18 protein-coding genes are annotated in these 17,972 nt (G+C 42.7%); 3 read left to right on the top strand and 15 right to left on the bottom strand.

Annotation, left to right across the window (positions count from 1 at the left end):
- Window position 1: 1 nt before the first annotated feature.
- Window positions 2–1,111 (bottom strand): ABC transporter ATP-binding protein, encoded by a 1,110-nt coding sequence (locus tag GOP56_RS01825; RefSeq protein ID WP_163246782.1) that lies wholly within the window; start codon window positions 1,109–1,111, stop codon window positions 2–4.
- A gap of 9 nt (window positions 1,112–1,120) precedes the next feature.
- On the bottom strand, window positions 1,121–2,209 hold the full coding sequence (locus GOP56_RS01820) for an ABC transporter substrate-binding protein (RefSeq protein ID WP_163246781.1): 1,089 nt from the start codon (window positions 2,207–2,209) through the stop codon (window positions 1,121–1,123).
- A 216-nt stretch (window positions 2,210–2,425) separates the two neighbouring features.
- Between GOP56_RS01820 and GOP56_RS01815 the strand changes: the two genes are divergently transcribed.
- On the top strand, window positions 2,426–3,181 hold the full coding sequence (locus GOP56_RS01815) for an IclR family transcriptional regulator (RefSeq protein ID WP_163244341.1): 756 nt from the start codon (window positions 2,426–2,428) through the stop codon (window positions 3,179–3,181).
- 120 nt (window positions 3,182–3,301) lie between these two features.
- A protein-coding gene (locus GOP56_RS01810; RefSeq protein ID WP_163244340.1) for an IS3 family transposase occupies window positions 3,302–4,446 on the top strand; the annotation gives its coding sequence in 2 pieces (ribosomal slippage) (window positions 3,302–3,575 and window positions 3,575–4,446; 1,146 coding nt in all).
- Window positions 4,447–4,563: 117 nt separating this feature from the next.
- Here the strand turns inward: GOP56_RS01810 and GOP56_RS01805 are convergent.
- The 8 genes from GOP56_RS01805 to GOP56_RS01770 form a co-directional block, all read right to left on the bottom strand.
- Window positions 4,564–5,373, bottom strand: a complete 810-nt coding sequence (locus tag GOP56_RS01805) for a purine-nucleoside phosphorylase (RefSeq protein WP_003337815.1) — start codon at window positions 5,371–5,373, stop codon at window positions 4,564–4,566.
- Between the two features lie 13 nt (window positions 5,374–5,386).
- Entirely contained in the window at window positions 5,387–6,562 is a 1,176-nt protein-coding gene (gene deoB / locus GOP56_RS01800; protein WP_163244339.1) for a phosphopentomutase, read from the bottom strand.
- 57 nt (window positions 6,563–6,619) lie between these two features.
- Entirely contained in the window at window positions 6,620–7,507 is an 888-nt protein-coding gene (xerD, locus tag GOP56_RS01795) for a site-specific tyrosine recombinase XerD (RefSeq protein ID WP_003337818.1), read from the bottom strand.
- An 82-nt stretch (window positions 7,508–7,589) separates the two neighbouring features.
- Window positions 7,590–7,829, bottom strand: a complete 240-nt coding sequence (locus GOP56_RS01790; RefSeq protein ID WP_003337819.1) for a DUF4227 family protein — start codon at window positions 7,827–7,829, stop codon at window positions 7,590–7,592.
- 105 nt (window positions 7,830–7,934) lie between these two features.
- The gene (locus tag GOP56_RS01785) at window positions 7,935–8,396 is read right to left on the bottom strand and encodes a ferric iron uptake transcriptional regulator (protein ID WP_003337821.1); all 462 of its coding nucleotides are present in this window, start codon (window positions 8,394–8,396) and stop codon (window positions 7,935–7,937) included.
- Window positions 8,397–8,490: 94 nt separating this feature from the next.
- Window positions 8,491–9,117, bottom strand: a complete 627-nt coding sequence (spoIIM, locus tag GOP56_RS01780) for a stage II sporulation protein M (protein ID WP_003337822.1) — start codon at window positions 9,115–9,117, stop codon at window positions 8,491–8,493.
- 76 nt (window positions 9,118–9,193) lie between these two features.
- Window positions 9,194–10,375 (bottom strand): endonuclease Q family protein, encoded by a 1,182-nt coding sequence (locus tag GOP56_RS01775; RefSeq protein WP_163244338.1) that lies wholly within the window; start codon window positions 10,373–10,375, stop codon window positions 9,194–9,196.
- A 2-nt stretch (window positions 10,376–10,377) separates the two neighbouring features.
- Window positions 10,378–10,941 carry an NUDIX domain-containing protein gene (locus GOP56_RS01770; RefSeq protein WP_163244337.1) on the bottom strand — a complete coding sequence of 188 codons (564 nt, stop codon included), beginning with the start codon at window positions 10,939–10,941 and terminating at the stop codon, window positions 10,378–10,380.
- Window positions 10,942–11,213: 272 nt separating this feature from the next.
- On the opposite strand from GOP56_RS01770, the gene GOP56_RS01765 reads away from it, so the two are divergent.
- Window positions 11,214–11,351, top strand: a complete 138-nt coding sequence (locus GOP56_RS01765) for a hypothetical protein (protein ID WP_003337826.1) — start codon at window positions 11,214–11,216, stop codon at window positions 11,349–11,351.
- 7 nt (window positions 11,352–11,358) lie between these two features.
- On the opposite strand, the gene GOP56_RS01760 is transcribed toward GOP56_RS01765, so the two are convergent.
- The 5 genes from GOP56_RS01760 to GOP56_RS01740 form a co-directional block, all read right to left on the bottom strand.
- Complete coding sequence (locus GOP56_RS01760) at window positions 11,359–12,468, bottom strand: DUF3866 family protein (protein WP_163244336.1); 1,110 nt, start codon at window positions 12,466–12,468, stop codon at window positions 11,359–11,361.
- A gap of 137 nt (window positions 12,469–12,605) precedes the next feature.
- Window positions 12,606–13,721, bottom strand: coding sequence for a M20/M25/M40 family metallo-hydrolase (locus GOP56_RS01755; protein ID WP_163244335.1), 1,116 nt, complete (start codon window positions 13,719–13,721; stop codon window positions 12,606–12,608).
- Between the two features lie 106 nt (window positions 13,722–13,827).
- Window positions 13,828–15,384, bottom strand: a complete 1,557-nt coding sequence (locus GOP56_RS01750) for an acyl-CoA carboxylase subunit beta (protein ID WP_163244334.1) — start codon at window positions 15,382–15,384, stop codon at window positions 13,828–13,830.
- Complete coding sequence (gene mce, locus GOP56_RS01745) at window positions 15,377–16,219, bottom strand: methylmalonyl-CoA epimerase (protein WP_163244333.1); 843 nt, start codon at window positions 16,217–16,219, stop codon at window positions 15,377–15,379. Before mce ends, GOP56_RS01750 begins: the two co-directional genes overlap by 8 nt.
- Before the next feature lie 25 nt (window positions 16,220–16,244).
- A complete protein-coding gene (locus GOP56_RS01740) occupies window positions 16,245–17,897 on the bottom strand; it encodes an acyl-CoA mutase large subunit family protein (RefSeq protein WP_163244332.1) in 1,653 nt (550 codons plus the stop codon).
- Window positions 17,898–17,972 lie beyond the last annotated feature (75 nt).

Raw genomic sequence — 17,972 nt, 5'->3', positions numbered from 1 at the left:
TTTACTCTCTCCTCTCCGCCATTACAAAAACATCTTCCTTTTCCCATTGACAAATGATCGTTGCTTCCTGCTTCATTTCTGTAAGCACACTCGATTCTTGCACGCGTACATCAAGCTGAGCTCCTCCAATCTGCACCCTACATTCCGTATAGGCACCAAGGAATGAGGAAAACGTCAGTTGTCCGTATACTTTATTATCCATGGAGGATTTATCGCTTGATTGATCATGCAACGAAAATAGTTTGATTTTCTCTGGACGGACATAGGCTATCACTCGCTGATCTATCTGTAGATTTTTGTTAGTCACAACAGCTTGTATCTCCCAATCTCCATCTGTTTTAATCGTCATGATCTGACCGTTTATAGCGGTAATACGACCAGGTATTCGATTTGACTTGCCAATAAACGTATGAACAAATTCTGTTGCTGGATGATGATAAATTTCGTGAGGTCGACCGATTTGCTCTACACGTCCATAATTCATGACTACTATTCGATCAGATAGGGATAAAGCTTCTTCCTGATCATGCGTAACAAAAATGGTCGTAACTCCAATTTCCTGGTGTAGCCGTTTCAACTCATCACGTAATTCTTCACGTAATTTCGCATCTAGGTTGCTTAATGGCTCGTCAAGAAGTAACAATGACGGCTCTACAACTAATGCTCTGGCAATGGCAATACGTTGACGCTGTCCACCTGAAAGCTGCTTGGGGTATCGATCTGCTACATGTGGTAGCTTTACCAGATCTAGGACCTTTTGGATTCGCTCCTTCTGTTCCGCTTTAGATATTTTGCGTAATTTTAACCCATAGCCAATGTTCTCCCCTACCGTCATGTGCGGGAATAAGGAATAGGTTTGAAATACCATACCCAATTCTCTCTTATAGGGGGGAATTCCATTCATCCTCTTGCCTTTAATGAGCAAATCACCCTGGTCAGGATCTAAAAAACCGGCAATCATATTTAACGTTGTTGTTTTGCCACAACCAGAAGGTCCTAGCAAGGAGATGAACTCGCCTTGCTCAATTTGAAGCTGGAAGTCATCAACAATAATCTGATTTTGGAACCTTTTCTGAATATTTATCAACTCTACATCCGGCACTCTTGTCAATGTGGACACCTACTTTCCTACTTTGGGCGCAATTTCCTTGTTGAAATGATTAATCCACTCTCCCGTCTTACTTCCTAAAACGGCATAATCAAAGTTCACAACTTTGGTCCGATCAAAATCAAGCTGTTCAGCTACATCACCCGGCAAGTCCACTTTGGTAGCAGGATTGTAATATAATTTTGAAGCATACATGCTCTGCACCTCATCTGTTAGTAAGAAATTCATAAATTCCTTAGCTACCTCAGGATGCTTTGCCCCTTTAACCATAACCGCTACGTTTGGTACTATATTAGCCCCTTCTTTGGGAAAGACGAATTCAAGGGGTAATCCTGCTTTTTTTTGTGTAATGCTCCGCGCCATTGTCCACGCTGTGTAGGCAGAGGTCTTACTTTGCAAATTCTGTTGGAGCTGTGCAGCAGACTTTGCAAATGTAGGCATATATCCGGCAATTATCTCTAGCTTTTTGAAGCCCTCCTCCATTTCTTTTTCCGAACCACCATTGGCATACGCAAGCATGATTAACGCACTACGCCCGAAGTTGCTAGAAATATCCGTTAAAATCAAATTTCCTTTCATTTCAGGACGAGCTAGATCATTCCAGGATTCTGGCACAGGTAACCCCTTTTCCTTAATGAGGTCAGTATTATAGGAGATGCCCATAGGTGTGAAATTAACCGTAACTCCTGAATTTTCTAACACTTTTAAGTCATCAGCTACGTTAGCCGCATTGGGGATATCTGTTGCTGTAATCGGTTGCCATAATCCTTCTGTACGGCCTTTTTCTTGCTCACCGCCCTCTATGATGGCTACGTCTATTTGTGGAGAGTTTTTCTGTGCCTTTATCTTGGCTACAATTTCCGTAGAAACACCTGATACATAGGAGAGCTTTACATTCGGATGTTTTTCATTAAATTTTTTAAAAATCTCGTCTTTCATCAATTTTTCTACGGTAGCGCCATTTCCAGCAATAACGAGCTTTTCTTCGAATTGAGATTTTGCCTCATTGCTTCCCGATGGTTGTGCTGAGCTTCCACAGCCTGCCACCAATACTGCCGAAAGTGCAATAACCGATAAAACTGACCACGCTTGTTTCTTCATCATAAGCACCCCATACTCTCTTTTATTGTTCTCTTATAGTGAACTATGTTATCCATATAGGAACGATATGTGAATTTTAGCATGAATATTTTCAAAAATCAATTATTTGTGAAAATTATGTGTCCGTGTTACAATACCGTTACATCAGGGTTTTTCCCCTATTTTTTGGAATATCAGTCAATCGTGTATGACTTTTCATAGGAAAGGAATAATCGGATGGACAACTTCTTATCTTCCGTTAAAAAAAGCTGTCATCTTATGCAACTCTTTTTAGATTCTCCTAGAGAATTGGGTGTAACAGAAATAAGTAAAAAACTGGCGATGTCCAAAAGCGCCGCACATAAATTACTAACCACACTTGAGAGCGAGGGCTTTATTCGCCAAAACCAAAAAACCAAGCAATATGCACTTGGTTATACCTTACTTGAATTAGGTTCAAAGGTATTACGTGATCACAATACCGTAGAATATACAAAACCCCATCTTGTAGAACTGGCAGGCCAGACCAAAGAATTGGTATGTCTTTGTATTATGGATGGTAAAGATGCTATTTACGTGGACAAAATCGACTCTGAATATCCTATTCGCTTTACCGTTGATGCCTATCGGCGGTTTCCTTTATATGCGACAAGTAGTGCTCGGTGTTTGCTTGCTTATCAATCTGAGACTTTTATTGATGAAGTTCTTGCATCTGGGCTAAAAGCATACACACCTCAATCCCTTACTTCTACTGAGGAAATGAAACAGCGTCTGACAACGATTAGGAGAACCGGCTATGAAGTTAGCTCCAATCTGCGCAATGTTGGTGTAACGGCTATTGCTGCCCCTATTTTTGATGCAACCGGACAAGCCATCGCTTCCATCAGTCTAATCGGTCCATCTGAACGTATGCTTCCTCATATGAATGATTTTCAGCAGAAAGTATTACGAACCGTTTCCCAATTATCACTTGGTTTAGGGTATCACCACTAGCATAAAAAACCCCTTTGGGCAGAAAAGGGACTGACCCCATAACGTGAGACAAATCAAAACACCTTCAAGAGAATGCAACCATGTCGTAAGATATGGAAGTAACCTGGAGGTGTTTTTTCTTTGGCAACGAGAGTGAGTTACCCTATGGAAATTAAGATGAAGGCTGTTGAGATGAGATTGGCTGGTATCCCCGTGAAAGAAGTGATGGATCAGCTTTGTATTAAAAACAAAACACAACTTAAAACATGGATGCGATGGTACAGAAATGGCGAGACACATCGTTTTGAGCAACCTGTAGGTAAACAGTACACGTATGGGAAAGGGGCGGAATTTACATCAGAGTTGGAGAAATTGAAACAAGAAAATAGGTTCTTAAAACAACAACTTGATGTTTTAAAAAAGTACAGGGAGTGGGAAAGGAGGTGTCACCAGAAGTAGTAGTTCAATGGATGAACGAGATAAAGGGAGAAGTATCTACGCAATTAGCATGCCAGTGGCTCGGAATTTCTCGCTCTACGTACTATCGATGGAGAAAACAAGTAGACGTACAGGTTCTGAATCCTTTGGTTTCCCATATCCGAAGATTGTGTCAGGAACATCGCTTTCGTTATGGATACCGTAAAATCACTGCACTTTTGCGACGAGTGATGCAAATTAATCATAAGCGAGTGCAACGTATTATGAGGGAGGAAGGATTGCAATGTCGAGTCAAAGTAAAAAAGCGTAAGAGAATCGGACAACCGATACAGGTTGCGGATCATCTTCTAAAACGGGATTTTCAGGCGAATCATCCGCTACAGAAGCTCGTTACAGACATTACTTACCTGCCTTACGGCGGAAAAATGTTGTACTTATCCAGTATCATGGACTTATACAATGGCGAGATCATCGCCTACAATATTGGAGACACGCAAGATACTACCTTTGTTTTAGATACGTTGCAACAACTTCCACCACTGGAGCAATGCATGTTGCATAGTGATCAAGGGTCAGTCTATACATCGTCGGCTTATCAATTAGCTGTAAAGGAAAGAGGCATTACCATGAGTATGTCCCGGAAGGGAACACCTGCTGATAATGCCCCGATTGAATCGTTTCACGCCTGCCTCAAGTCGGAAACGTTCATCCTCGAAGGGTTAACCTGTACAACGACGGCAATCGTTGAACAGACCGTTCGAGAATATATCTCTTACTATAACTCAATTCGCATTCAAACAAAACTAAGCAACCAGTCGCCGGTTGAATTCCGACGACTGGCTGCTTAAACATGTAAGGTGTTTTGATCCCTGTCCTACAAACGGGGGTCAGTCCCAAATCCAAAGGGGTTTTTGTGAATGCTTGAAAGCATTCCTTATTTTCACTCGTCGACAGATTATGAAAGATTACATCTTTTCAATTACACTTTTTACTAAGGAAAGAAACTCCGCTTTTACCTTCTCAGTCGTCTCCATTACCTCGTCATGGGATAATGGTTGATCAAGAATTCCTGCCGCCATATTGCTGATGCAAGAAATACCGAGTACCTCTATGTTCATATGGCGAGCCACGATTACCTCTGGTACTGTAGACATCCCAACAGCATCTCCGCCCAGAATACGCAACATGCGAATCTCAGCAGGAGTTTCATAGGATGGGCCTAATAGCCCTGCATACACGCCTTCTTGTAATTGGATGCCCAATGTAGCTGCAATCTCTTTAGAAAGCTTACGTAAACGTTTGGAATAAGCTTCAGACATATCAGGGAAGCGAGCGCCTAAAGACTCATCATTTCCTCCGATTAACGGATTGCGATACGTCAGATTGAGATGATCAGAAATTAACATCAAATCACCTGGTTTGTAGGATTCATTGATGCCACCTGCTGCATTCGTAACAATGATGGTTTCTACACCAATCGCTTTCATGACACGAATCGGGAACACAACAGCTTCCAATTCATGCCCTTCATAGTAGTGAAAGCGTCCTTGCATCGCTACTACCTGCTTGCCTTTCAATTTTCCTATAACAAGCTGCCCTTTATGTCCGACTACTGTTGATTTTGTAAAATGGGGAATCTCGTTGTATGGAATAACAGTAGTTTCTTCAATTTCATCTGCCAAAACACCTAGACCTGAGCCTAAAACTAAGCCGATGGTTGGCTTTTCAGTAAGCTTTTCCTCAATAAACGCCTTTGCTTCAAGAATTTTGGACATGTATGCTCTCCCCCTACAATTGAGCTAAGAAACTTTGACCGATTTTCGGCATTTTCACTTCGAAGTTTTCGGCAATGGTTGCCCCTAGGTCAGCAAATGTTTCACGCACACCTAGATTTTTGCCTGTCTCCAAGTTTTTGTAGTAAGCCAGTATAGGTACATATTCGCGAGTATGATCAGTGCCATGATGAGTTGGGTCATTTCCATGATCAGCTGTTATGATAAGTAAATCATTTTCTTTTAAAGCTGCCAGTAGCTCAGGAACGCGTGCGTCAAACTCCATTAACGCTTTTCCGTACCCTTCTGGATCGCGGCGATGACCATATTTGGCATCGAAATCAACTAGATTTACAAAGCTAAGCCCTGTAAAGGATTCTTGCATGCTTTGAAGTAGTTTATCTACTCCATCCATGTTGTCCTTGGATCGAATCTCTTTACTTACACCCTCTCCTGCATAAATATCAGAGATTTTACCAATCGCAATGGAAGTGAGTCCTGCCTCTACAAGGTTGTTCATAACCGTATTGTCAAATGGTTTCACAGAGTAGTCATGACGATTTGAGGTACGTTCAAATGCCCCTGGTTTTCCTAAAAACGGACGAGCAATTACACGTGTAACCGCATATTCGTCACGCAGTGTAAGCTCACGGGCAATCTCACAGATATTGTATAGCTCTTCTAGCGGTACGATTTCTTCATGAGCAGCAACTTGGAATACGCTATCAGCAGACGTATACACAATTACTGCACCTGTTTTCATATGCTCTTCGCCTAATTCATCCAGAATTTCAGTTCCAGATGCTACCTTGTTACCTAATACTTTACGCCCGATGCGTTGCTCGAATTCCTCAATTAATTCTTGTGGAAATCCATCTGGATATGTATTAAACGGAGTAGATACATGCAACCCCATAATTTCCCAATGTCCAGTTGTTGTATCTTTCCCCATAGAGATTTCTTTCATTTTGCCATAGTGTGCGCGAGGTGCAGCCACAGCTGGTACATTATGTAGCGGAGCAATAGTACCCAGACCCAATTCTGCAAGATGCGGAAGTGCGAACCCATCTACCTTTTGTGCAATATGACCAAGTGTATGAGAACCTTCATCATTAAATTTCTTAGCGTCAGGCAATTCACCAATTCCAACACTATCCAACACAATTAAAAATACACGCGAAAAACGATTCATTTGTGTGTTCCTCCTTATGCACTTGAAGTCTGCCTTGTAAAGTGTACGTCCATCTCTTTAGGCACGAGGATGTGTTTTTGCATATACATCTTTGATGCGCGTACGCGTTACATGCGTATAAATTTGAGTGGTAGAAATATCGGCATGTCCCAACATTTCCTGTACAGATCGCAAGTCTGCACCATTTTCTAAAAGATGTGTTGCAAAGGAGTGTCGCAAGGTATGCGGTGTAATCTCCTTTTGGATTCCCTCTTGTAAGGCATATTTTTTAATAATTTTCCAAAACCCCTGGCGCGTAATCTGTGTGCCTAAATGATTTAAAAACAACGCCTGGTCTGAACTTGCCTTAACAAGCTGTGGACGCCCCCGATCCAAATAGGTTCGGATTACTTGAATGGCAATGCTACCAAGTGGAATCATACGTTCCTTGGAACCTTTCCCCATACATTTGACAAAGCCCATGTCCAAATTAATATCCCCCAGTTGTAAGGATACTAACTCGGAAACGCGAATTCCGGTCGCATATAGTAATTCTAGCATGGCTTTATCACGATATGCTATAGGTACATTTCCTTTTGGACCATCTAATAACCGCTCTACCTCTTCTACTGACAGCACCTTAGGCAACCTTTTCTCGATTTTGGGTGTTTCCAGATGAATGGATGGATCAGTTGTCATATGACGGTCTCGAACCAAGAACTGATAAAAGGCACGTATGGATGCCATATTTCTAGATAAGGTAGCCGTAGCCCGTCCTTTCTCTTGAAGCATGAATAGATAGCCAACGATATGAGTACGTGTAGTATCTTCTATCTTGCTAATTCCCTGGTCATTCAAATAAGCAGCGTACATTACCAAGTCATGTTGATAGGATTCCAGCGTATTTGCTGCAAGTCCTTTTTCTACTGCGAGAAAGTGGGTAAACTGATCGATTAGCGTATCCATGAAGCCACTTCTCCTCCTGGATTAATTATACCAGAGTGGTACCTTATACATTTCAACAGCGCACTTACAAAATCCTGCTTTTTCATTCTCCTTCCAAGAAAAAAAGCTGAAGGCGCTCTAAATACCAGTCCAACTCAGATACGGGTTTATTGTTCAGCCATTTTACCACCTTAACAGCATTCCCGGTAGGTTCTCTATAGGGATTTGCCGGCAAAAGATGGTGTGATAAGTAGGATACTACTCCATAGCTAAACAAGGAACAAGTGACAAAAAGCAAAAAGAATCGAATTAATTCCATAAAACGGCGAAATGGAAAACTCATTGCAACAGCCCCTTGAGCACGGTTGTTGCTATTTTATGCCTTTTTGTCCCTATTCATGACTTTCATGAACAAGAAAAAAACTTCTCCTTTACTATGGAGAAGTTCTTACTTGTAGTCTTCCAAATTAACTTTATCTAGACAACGATGGCAGATTCCATAAAAACTGAGTCGGTGATCTGTTACAGCAAATTTGTAGTCCGCTTTTACCTTCTCTTCTGTTCCCACTAACAAATCTTCGAATATCTCATCCACCGTACCACAATGTAAGCATATTAAGTGATGATGGTGATGTTTAGCATTATCATCTCGGAGGTCATAACGCGCTACTCCATCGCCAAAGTTCATTTTATGGATAATCCGCAGCTCACTCAATAGCTCCAAGGTCCGATATACCGTCGCTAAGCCAATCTCAGGAGCTTTGTCTTTTACCTTTAAGTAGACATCCTCAGCGCTGAGATGATCTGCTTCATTCTCCAGTAAGACACGAACTGTAGCTTCGCGTTGCGGAGTCAATTTATAGTGGTGCGAATGTAATTGTTGCTTTATCTTTTCTATTTTTTCTTCCATGTATGCCCCTCCCCGTTCGCATCAAACCTGTACTTATTATAGAGGAGAGAAATCTATTTAGTCAAATACATAAGTTCTTATCTTATAATTATTCTTAATTAATAGCGTACTGCATTAATAATGGCGACAAAAAAGTCTCCAATAAAGCAGCAGCTATCAGGATTATAAACATGCTCCCCATTAAAATCGAATAATGAGCGAAATGGGGCATAATGCTATCTCGACGTGTAACTAATCTAGTACGAACCAAACGAAGAGAAAATGAAATACCTGCAACACCGGCAATGAGCATAGCCGGAACCACTAACATATTTTGCGGAAGAACACCGAGCAGAGCAAACGTCACTCCCTTCCATTGCAATTCTCCTACGAGAAATCCAACGGTAAAACCAACAATGATACCCTTAAGAAATAATAGGAGCAAAATCATAGGCAATCCAATAATGGACATTCCTAATACCCACAGTATCAAAATTGTTTTTAAGTGATATCCAAACGCTTGTTGAAAATGTAGGGAGGAATCCGTTATGCCGCTTTTATCAAAGTTAGAGAAAAAATAATTGAGAAAGCCAAGCAATTCATGGCGCTGTGACAAATCAAGCGAATTAACAAGCACAGCTCCAAAGATAATGCCCATTGTAAATAGGACGATGGTAAATAGGAAAAGGGATTGGTTTTCTTTTAAATAAAGTTGGATGCCATGTCCAAAGCGGTTACGCAAGACGGCCCCCTCCTTGGCTGTCAGGATACTTACAATCTATGCACCGCTTGTCTATTCTATGACTAATAAATAGGTGCTACTCCCCTTTTTCTTCCATTACCTTTCCATAGATCCCAGCTCGACCTGCTTGAATCAATAGCTCGCCACGCCTTGCCTTTACAATCGTACTCGTCACTTTTTCACCCAATACCTGACACAAAATCTCCTCATTCACTCGGTGAAGAACATCCATTTCTGTTCCGATTTGTTCATAGATCTTTTGCCGCATTTTAGGGCCTATCCCTGGTAAAAACTCTAAAGGAATCTGCTCTACATATGGTGGACGATGAGTAGGATGCACCCCGATTGGCACATCAGCTAACTGATCTATCCGTTGGCTAACACCTCTTACCATCCGTTTATACCCACACGCAGGGCACCGTCCCAGCTCATTCTCTTGTTCCATGGACCCACATCCCTGACACGCTGTTTGGTGATACTTACCTAGCTGTGGAGATAGCCCATAATTAGACGCAACCCTTCTGCCTTGCTCACGCCGCATCGCCATCGCCCACTCCTGGAAGCTTGGTTGCTTTAGCAAGATCGCTTGATATTCCCTACCAATCTTTTGTAAGGAATGGGCATCTGAATTTGTCACAAAGGTTTTCTCATGCAACTCCTGTAGCCGATCTGCCATATCTGTATTTGCACTTAAACCTAGCTCAACTGCATAGACCAAGCTAGGATCGGCAACCTCGCTAAGATGATCCGTACAGCTCCCATAAAGCCCTTTATGAGGTGTAAAGATGTGTGCTGGTATCATAAGTCCCTCGTGCCGGTCAATAAAATGCTGGAGCTCAAGAAGGCTTGTATATACGCGTTGTGAGCTTAGGTGTACATTCTTGCAACGAACAGCCAACCACTCCGTTAAGAGACGCATCCTGCGCAAATCAGGCATATAACACAAAAAATGAGCTTCTCCCCTATTAGGTTCCTTAATTTCAACCTCACAGCCGAGCAGTAGAAGTGTTCGTTTATAATAGATGCCTCCATCGGGATGAGCTATAGCCATTTTTCGATCAATCAATTCCTGCAATTCAGCCTGCACCTCGGGAGCATGCGCGTCTATAACACCAATGATCTCCATTCCCTTACGCTCAGATGCTTCCTCCAAAATACTATGAAGCGTCATTTTTCTGGAAGCCGTAATTTTCACAGCCTTACCTGACATCGTTCCGCCAATGTGTATATGTAAATCCGCAAAGAAAGAGGACATCATGATTACAGACGCTGATTCAAACGCTCATTTTCCATTACAAACAAAGCAAGAACGCTTTTAGCGTCTCGAATCTCTCCCGCTTCATGAAGTTTTCTAGCTTCTTCAAGTGTCACGAACATCACTTCAACAAATTCATCTTCGTCAGGTTTGCATTCTCCCTCGACCAATCCCGTAGCCATGTACAGATGTAAAAGCTCATCTGCAAACCCCGGTGAGGTATAAAAAGAGCTGATATGTTTATACTCCTTGGCCTTAAAGCCAGTCTCTTCTTCTAATTCACGCTTGGCACACTCTAAAGGATCTTCTCCCCTCTCAAGCTTACCAGCAGGAATTTCTACAATAGATCGCTCCAATGGTTTACGAAATTGACGCACAACGATCAATTTGCCATCCTCTGTAATCGGCATAACCGCTACAGCACCTTGATGCTTCACAATCTCCCGTTTAGCTGTATGACCATTCGGTAGTTCTACATCGTCAACCTGAACCGAAATAATTTTGCCGTCGTAGATTTTTTTCGTAGCAATCGTTTTTTCATATAACGAATCGTGCTGAGCTTGTTTCATGGATGTTTCCTCCTAAAGGACAATGTTTTTTGCTGATTTTGCACACCATGCTTTTCATAAAAATACCTGTTTACCTTTGAAATAATTCACCTTTTAGTTCTATTTTCAAGCCCCTCTCCATATCTTAGCATCAAGAATAGCTTGTACAACCCTTTCTCAGAAAATCTCTCCTCGAATTTCAATGACCACAACTTCTTACATAAAACCGCAGTTCTAAGCACACTCTTAATTAGTTGTACATAACTCTTCTAAATCCAAAGGGGGACATTAGGATGAAATTATATACAGATTTGAAACAGTTACGCTTGGTTGGGAAAGTAAATGAAATTCAGGCCGCTCTGCGTGGCTTATCTGAGCAGCCCATCACATTACATGACTATTTACAGCAAATAAATCAACCCAAGGTCTAAACGGTACTTAGTTCATTTCGACTAGTTGCTTAAGCCACCAGGCAGTTTTGGCCATTATATCAGCGGTTATAAAGGGAGTCGGGTCTTCCTTCCAATTCCGTCCCATCGAAGAAAGCTTCTCTAGGTGATGCCTTTTATACAGACTATCAATCGCTGATACTGTCCCTGCTTTTTGTCTGAGGATAATATGTTTTTTGGCCAAAGATGACTGTTCTATCTGGCTTTCGATATGTAGATCACGTGCATCTCCAAACAGAGGTATCGGTAGAAGTACAGGTCGAAGCACAAATTTCTTTAACAGGGTGGTTGTATGATGACTAATGCCATAGTGCCGTTCTCTTTTATCTCCAAAGCTAATTCTTGGTAAAAAAAACGGTACTCCGCCCAGAATATCCACATGATGCAAAATATCCGCTAATTGTAAGCCTGTGAAGCCATAAGGCGTACCTGTACCTACTCCGCCAGGTCCAGGCGTACAAATGATCCAATCCGCTTGATACACATGTTTTGCAGCTAGTAGGCCCGTTACGGTATTGACGCATTCTCCATCTCCCCCAAAAGCCTGACCGGTCGTAATGGTCGCGTGTACATATTCGTTGCTTACAAGCCAGTGTACATGCTGTGATAGTGAGAGTGGCAGTGCGGTATGGTCCGTCATCATATAAACAATTCGTGCTTCTGGCATCCGTTCTTTTAATTGAACGCACAATGCAGGCAGCATACTATGTAATTCTGCTACCAGTACAAAACTCCCCGCTAAAGACAATTCCTCCTGAGCAAATAGCCCATGATAGGGACTCTCCTGTTCTTCTAGTGTATCCACGGCCATCTGCCATGGAGTATAGCGCATTTTCATAATATGCCCGTATTTTGATGGGTAATGTTGTCTATTACAAAAAGGTTCCAGAGCCATTATAAAGTCTGTCCCACCGGTTCCTAACTCCAAATGAGTTGCTGTAACATTAAGCAACACTGATTTCCCCACCCTTACATCTTCTTTTTGACCATAATAAATAGCACGTTGTTTTTTACCATCTGCTCGCTGAACGAGTACTTCTGTAACTCCTGTTCGTTCTTCTATACAGGTAAGAATATGACCTGCCATCATTTGTTGCATTCTCTTCATCCTCATCCATTTTATTTCTTAAAAAAGATGGAACATTATACATTCCATACCTATGCCCCTCCTCTTCCAAACTTTCTAGGACATACAAAAAAGAGCTTGGTGCGATGACCAAGCTCTTTTCCTATTCGTTATTCTACACATTCAGCGATAACCGCTAGTACCAATTCAGAAGCCTTGTATAGCTCCTCTAAAGGCATGCGTTCATTTTTTGTATGTATATCTTCATACCCGATACCAAAGTTGACAGATGGGATGCCATGTCCGTTAAACACGTTACCGTCACTGCCCCCGCCACTATTGGTTAGCTTCGGCTCGCGATCTACACGTTTAACCGCAGCAATCGCTTTTTGTAGCACTGGCGTACCTTCATCAAATTTATAGCCGGAATACATAAACTTAACATCATTTTCACAAGTCGCCCCAAGCTCAGAAGCCACTTCTTCAAAAGCAGTCGTCATTTTTTTCACTTGTGCTTCTAATTTTTCATTTACCATACTACGTGCTTCAGACCAAATCTCCACGTAATCTGTCACGATATTGTAAGCGCGACCACCTTCAAAACGGCCAATGTTTGCAGTAGTATCTTCATCAATACGTCCAAGCGGCATACGTGAAATAGCCTTGCTAGCCACAGTGATAGCGCTTATGCCATCCTCTGGATTCACACCGGCATGAGCAGCTTTTCCGTGGATTTTGGTAACAATGCGGTATTGGCCAGCTCCAGCTTTGACAATTTCGCCCACTTTCCCTGTTGAATCCAAAATAAAGCCCATTTCTGCCTTTAATTTGCTCGCATCCATGTGACGTGATCCAACTAGACCAGATTCCTCGCCAACGGTTAATACAACCTGAATAGATGGGTGGGGTAGGTTTTTCTCTTTTAATGTACGAATCGCTTCAAAGATCGCCACGATACCTGCTTTATCGTCAGCACCCAGTATCGTAGTACCATCTGTTACAACATACCCATCTTTAATGGAAGGCTTTACACCTTTGCCTGGAACGACGGTATCCATGTGGCAGCTAAACAAAATGGCAGGACCCTTAGCAGTACCTTCTAGGTTAGCAAACAAATTGTTCGCACTATGTTCTGTTTTGGAAGCAACATCATCTTCCTCTACAGAAAAGCCCAAGCTTGCCAATTTATCCTTTAATACCTCAGCAATCGCTGCTTCTTCTTTTGTTTCACTGTCAATCTGTACAAGCTCCAAAAACTCTGCAAGAATTCGTTCTTGATTAATCACATTGACTTCCTCCGTTCCCAATTCTCTATGTAACCCTTTTAGTATACCGTAAAAAAGTAGTCTGTACTATTCAGTCGGAACTTTTTTTCTTTCCCATTTCGCATAGCTATAATGGAATATTGCCATGTTTTTTTGCAGGGCGCTCCTCACGTTTCGTCTTTAGCATGTCCAGAGAATGAATAAGGTATTTTCTCGTTTCTCTCGGATCAATAATATCATCTACCATGCCATGCTCTGCTGCTACATAAGGATTGGCAAATTTTTCACGGTATTCAGTAATTTTTCGTTGTCTAGTCGCCAAAGCATCTTCACTTTTCTCAATTTCTTTTGCAAAAATGACACTAGCTGCGCCCTCTGGCCCCATCACCGCTATCTCCGCATTAGGCCAAGCATATACAACATCAGCACCAATGGCTTTGGAATTTAGCGCAACGTAAGCACCGCCATATGCTTTACGAGTAATGACGCTTATTTTTGGTACAGTTGCTTCTGAGTATGCATACAGAATTTTGGCTCCATGTCGGATAATTCCCCCATGCTCCTGATTAACTCCTGGAAAAAAGCCGGTCACGTCCACAAAGGTAACTAACGGAATATTAAAACAATCACAAGTGCGAATAAAACGTGCCAATTTATCAGACGAATCAATATCAAGTCCCCCTGCCATTACTTTAGGCTGATTGGCAATAAAGCCTACAGGTTGACCTTTTAACCGCCCAAATCCAACCACAACATTTCTAGCAAATTGTGATTGAATTTCCATGAAATCTCCATCATCTACAATGAGTTTCAACACCTTTTTCACGTCGTATACCTTAGTCCCAGCGACAGGAACAATGTCTAGCATCTCCTCTAGCCAATTTCCCTCGTCCCCGTCAAACAAAATAACGGGAGGCTCTTCACGGTAGTTTTGAGGCAAAAACTGAAGGAGACGGCGAACTTCTTCCAGCACTTCCGCCTCCGATTCAGACGTAAAATGAGCAACTCCACTTATGCTGGAATGAACCTTTGCCCCGCCAAGATCTTCACTAGAAATTCTTTCCCCTGTAACAGTTTCAATGACCTTGGGGCCCGTGATAAACATCTGCGAGCTTTTTTCTACCATAAACACAAAATCAGTGATAGCAGGCGAATAAACGGCTCCTCCAGCGCATGGTCCAAGAATGACCGAAATTTGTGGAATGACGCCTGAATAGATAGAATTCCGATAAAAAATATGCCCATAGCCATCTAGGGAAACGACCCCTTCTTGGATGCGTGCTCCTCCAGAATCATTTAAGCCTACAACAGGGGCGCCATTTTTCGCCGCCAAATCCATAATATTAGCAATTTTCTTAGCGTGCATTTCACCTAACGCCCCGCCAAAGACAGTAAAGTCCTGGGCAAACACATAAATCGTCCGTCCCTGAACTTTTCCGTATCCTGTCACAACGCCTTCCCCAGGGGCTTCCAGCTTATCTAGTCCAAACAGATTGCTGCGATGCTTTACGAATGGCTGAAGCTCTACGAAGGTTCCTGAATCCACTAACAGATCAATTCTTTCACGAGCTGTGAGCTTTCCACGTCTATGCTGGGCTTCGATTCGTTCATCTCCGCCGCCCAATTCTATTTTATTCTTCCGCTCGTATAGCTCGTCAATCTTAGCGTACATCTCATCACTCATCTGCCAGTTCCTCCTTCTGCTGTTCATACTGGCATAGCTCGAATAATACGCCATTCGCCGCTTTGGGATGCAAAAAGGCTATCTGTGCTCCATGCGCCCCTAGCTTCGCCTGTTCATGGACAAGCTGTACTCCATTCTGTTTAAATTGCTGCAATCGTCCCTCAATATCATCCACATCCAATGCAATATGATGAATACCCTCGCCTCGTTTTGTAATAAAGCTAGCGATTGGGCTTTCCGGGGAGAGAGGCTCCAATAGTTCCAGATTCGTTTCTCCAATTTGCAAAAAGGCAACCTCGACCTGCTCTGATTCCACTTTTTCCCTTCCCTTAAGCTGTAGACCTAATTGTTCCGTGTAAAAGGGAAGGACCGCTTCAATTGACTGGACAGCGATGCCTATATGAGCAATTCGTTTGGGAGTTTCGTGCCAGCTATCCCTTTTAGGTCTCGCCTTGCTTCGAACAAAGTCTACAGCCGCCTGTGTTGGAGTACCCGGTGTAAAAATTTCAGCAATCCCCTGTTCTTTTAGGAAAGGAATATCTTCTTGCGGAATTACTCCGCCGCCAAAAACCATAATATCCTCAGCCTGCTGCTCTCGTAACAAACGAATTACTTCTGGAAATAATTCATTATGCGCCCCAGATAAGCAGGACAATCCAATAAAATCAACGTCCTCTTGAATCGCCGCATGTACAATTTGTGCAGGGGTTTGACGCAAGCCGGTATATACGACCTCCATCCCTGCATCACGTAAGGATTGGGCGATAACGAGTGCACCGCGATCATGGCCATCCAAACCTGGCTTTGCTACTAATACACGAATTTTTTGTTTCATCGTTGTCTTTCCTCCTTCGACCCGATTAAACCGCCCGGTACTCCCCAAAAACCTGACGTAAAACCCCACAGATTTCTCCAATCGTGGCATAAGCGCGTACACAGTCGAGAATAAACGGCATTACATTTTCTTTGCCCTCTGCGGCTGCCTTTAATCGACCGAGCGTTTGATCAACCGAAACCGCATCTCGACGATTACGCAGGTTTGCCAGTCGCTCCGTCTGTTTTGTACCAATCGATGGATCTACTCGTAAAAGCTCAGGCTGCGTCTCATTCTCAAGCGTGAACCGATTGACGCCTACTACCACTTCTTCTCCAGACTCAATATTACGTTGTGTTTCATAGGCTTGCTTGTGTATCTCACGTTGCATATATCCTGCTTCGACTGCCGCAACTGCACCACCCATTTTCTCGATTTTGTCCATATAAGCCAGAACGCCTTTTTCAATCTCGTCAGTTAAGGCTTCCACATAATACGAGCCGCCCAATGGATCGACCGTATCTGTAACCCCGCTTTCATGGGCAATAATCTGCTGAGTGCGTAGGGCAATACGTGCAGAGTCCTCAGTGGGCAGAGCAAGAGCTTCATCACGGGAATTGGTATGCAAGCTCTGCGTTCCACCCAATACAGCCGCCAACGCTTGTAAAGTAACTCGCACAATATTATTATCTGGCTGCTGTGCCGTTAAAGTAGAACCGCCTGTTTGTGTATGAACACGGAACTGCCAAGATTTTGGCTGCTTTGCTCCATAAACATTTCTCATTAAATTTGACCAGATTCTTCTGGCAGCTCTAAATTTTGCGACTTCTTCAAAGAAATGATTATGTGCATTAAAAAAGAAAGATAACTGCGGAGCAAAAAGATCGATATCAAGGCCTGCTTGCAATGCTGCTTCTACATATGCTCTGCCATCCGCTAGAGTAAAAGCTACCTCTTGTACAGCACTAGAACCCGCTTCTCGAATATGGTACCCACTAATGCTGATCGTGTTCCATTTAGGCACATGTTGCGCACAGTACGCAAAAATGTCTGTAATCAGACGCATAGAGGGCTGCGGTGGAAAAATGTAAGTACCCCTAGCAATATATTCCTTTAAAATGTCATTTTGAATTGTGCCGCTTAGAGCGTGTGACGGTGTTCCTTGTTTCTCTGCAACAACGATGTACATGGCCAATAATACAGAAGCCGGTGCATTTATGGTCATAGAGGTACTCACTTTATCGAGCGGAATCCCCTGTAATAAGGTTTCCATGTCTTCCAAGGAATCAATTGCAACACCAACCTTCCCTACTTCTCCCACCGACATAGAATCATCGGAGTCATACCCAATTTGTGTAGGTAGGTCAAAAGCAACGCTTAGTCCAGTCTGTCCCTGCTCTAACAGGTAGCGAAACCGTTTATTCGTCTCTTCTGCTGAGCCAAATCCAGCATACTGACGCATCGTCCAAAAGCGCCCTCTATACATCGTAGGTTGAACTCCACGAGTATATGGATATTCTCCGGGAAGACCGATTTGATCCATATATGATTGATTCACTTCTTTAGGCAGATAAAGCTGCTCGACTTCCAAATCGGAAGAGGTAAAAAACCTTTTCTTGCGTTCCGGTATTTTCTCGAGCAGTTGATTCAACCGTTGTTGCCAGTCCTGATAGATTTGGGTAAAATTATGATCAGACACGTGTTCTCCCCCAATGCCAGCATAATGGAAAAATTAAGAATTCTCCTCTATTTTATTCTAGCATAGCCTCGCCGT

The organism is Brevibacillus sp. 7WMA2, assembly GCF_010748895.1.
Classification (GTDB): domain Bacteria; phylum Bacillota; class Bacilli; order Brevibacillales; family Brevibacillaceae; genus Brevibacillus_B; species Brevibacillus_B halotolerans.
This window is presented reverse-complemented; position numbering and strand designations above follow the sequence as displayed.

Coding starts and splice junctions, on each gene's coding strand:
- GOP56_RS01820 (WP_163246781.1), bottom strand. CDS start 2,209: ATGAAGAAACAAGCGTGGTCAGTTTTATCGGTTATTGCACTTTCGGCA.
- GOP56_RS01815 (WP_163244341.1), top strand. CDS start 2,426: ATGGACAACTTCTTATCTTCCGTTAAAAAAAGCTGTCATCTTATGCAA.
- GOP56_RS01805 (WP_003337815.1), bottom strand. CDS start 5,373: ATGTCCAAAATTCTTGAAGCAAAGGCGTTTATTGAGGAAAAGCTTACT.
- deoB (WP_163244339.1), bottom strand. CDS start 6,562: ATGAATCGTTTTTCGCGTGTATTTTTAATTGTGTTGGATAGTGTTGGA.
- xerD (WP_003337818.1), bottom strand. CDS start 7,507: ATGGATACGCTAATCGATCAGTTTACCCACTTTCTCGCAGTAGAAAAA.
- GOP56_RS01790 (WP_003337819.1), bottom strand. CDS start 7,829: ATGAGTTTTCCATTTCGCCGTTTTATGGAATTAATTCGATTCTTTTTG.
- GOP56_RS01785 (WP_003337821.1), bottom strand. CDS start 8,396: ATGGAAGAAAAAATAGAAAAGATAAAGCAACAATTACATTCGCACCAC.
- GOP56_RS01775 (WP_163244338.1), bottom strand. CDS start 10,375: ATGATGTCCTCTTTCTTTGCGGATTTACATATACACATTGGCGGAACG.
- GOP56_RS01770 (WP_163244337.1), bottom strand. CDS start 10,941: ATGAAACAAGCTCAGCACGATTCGTTATATGAAAAAACGATTGCTACG.
- GOP56_RS01765 (WP_003337826.1), top strand. CDS start 11,214: ATGAAATTATATACAGATTTGAAACAGTTACGCTTGGTTGGGAAAGTA.
- GOP56_RS01760 (WP_163244336.1), bottom strand. CDS start 12,468: ATGCAACAAATGATGGCAGGTCATATTCTTACCTGTATAGAAGAACGA.
- GOP56_RS01750 (WP_163244334.1), bottom strand. CDS start 15,384: ATGAGTGATGAGATGTACGCTAAGATTGACGAGCTATACGAGCGGAAG.
- mce (WP_163244333.1), bottom strand. CDS start 16,219: ATGAAACAAAAAATTCGTGTATTAGTAGCAAAGCCAGGTTTGGATGGC.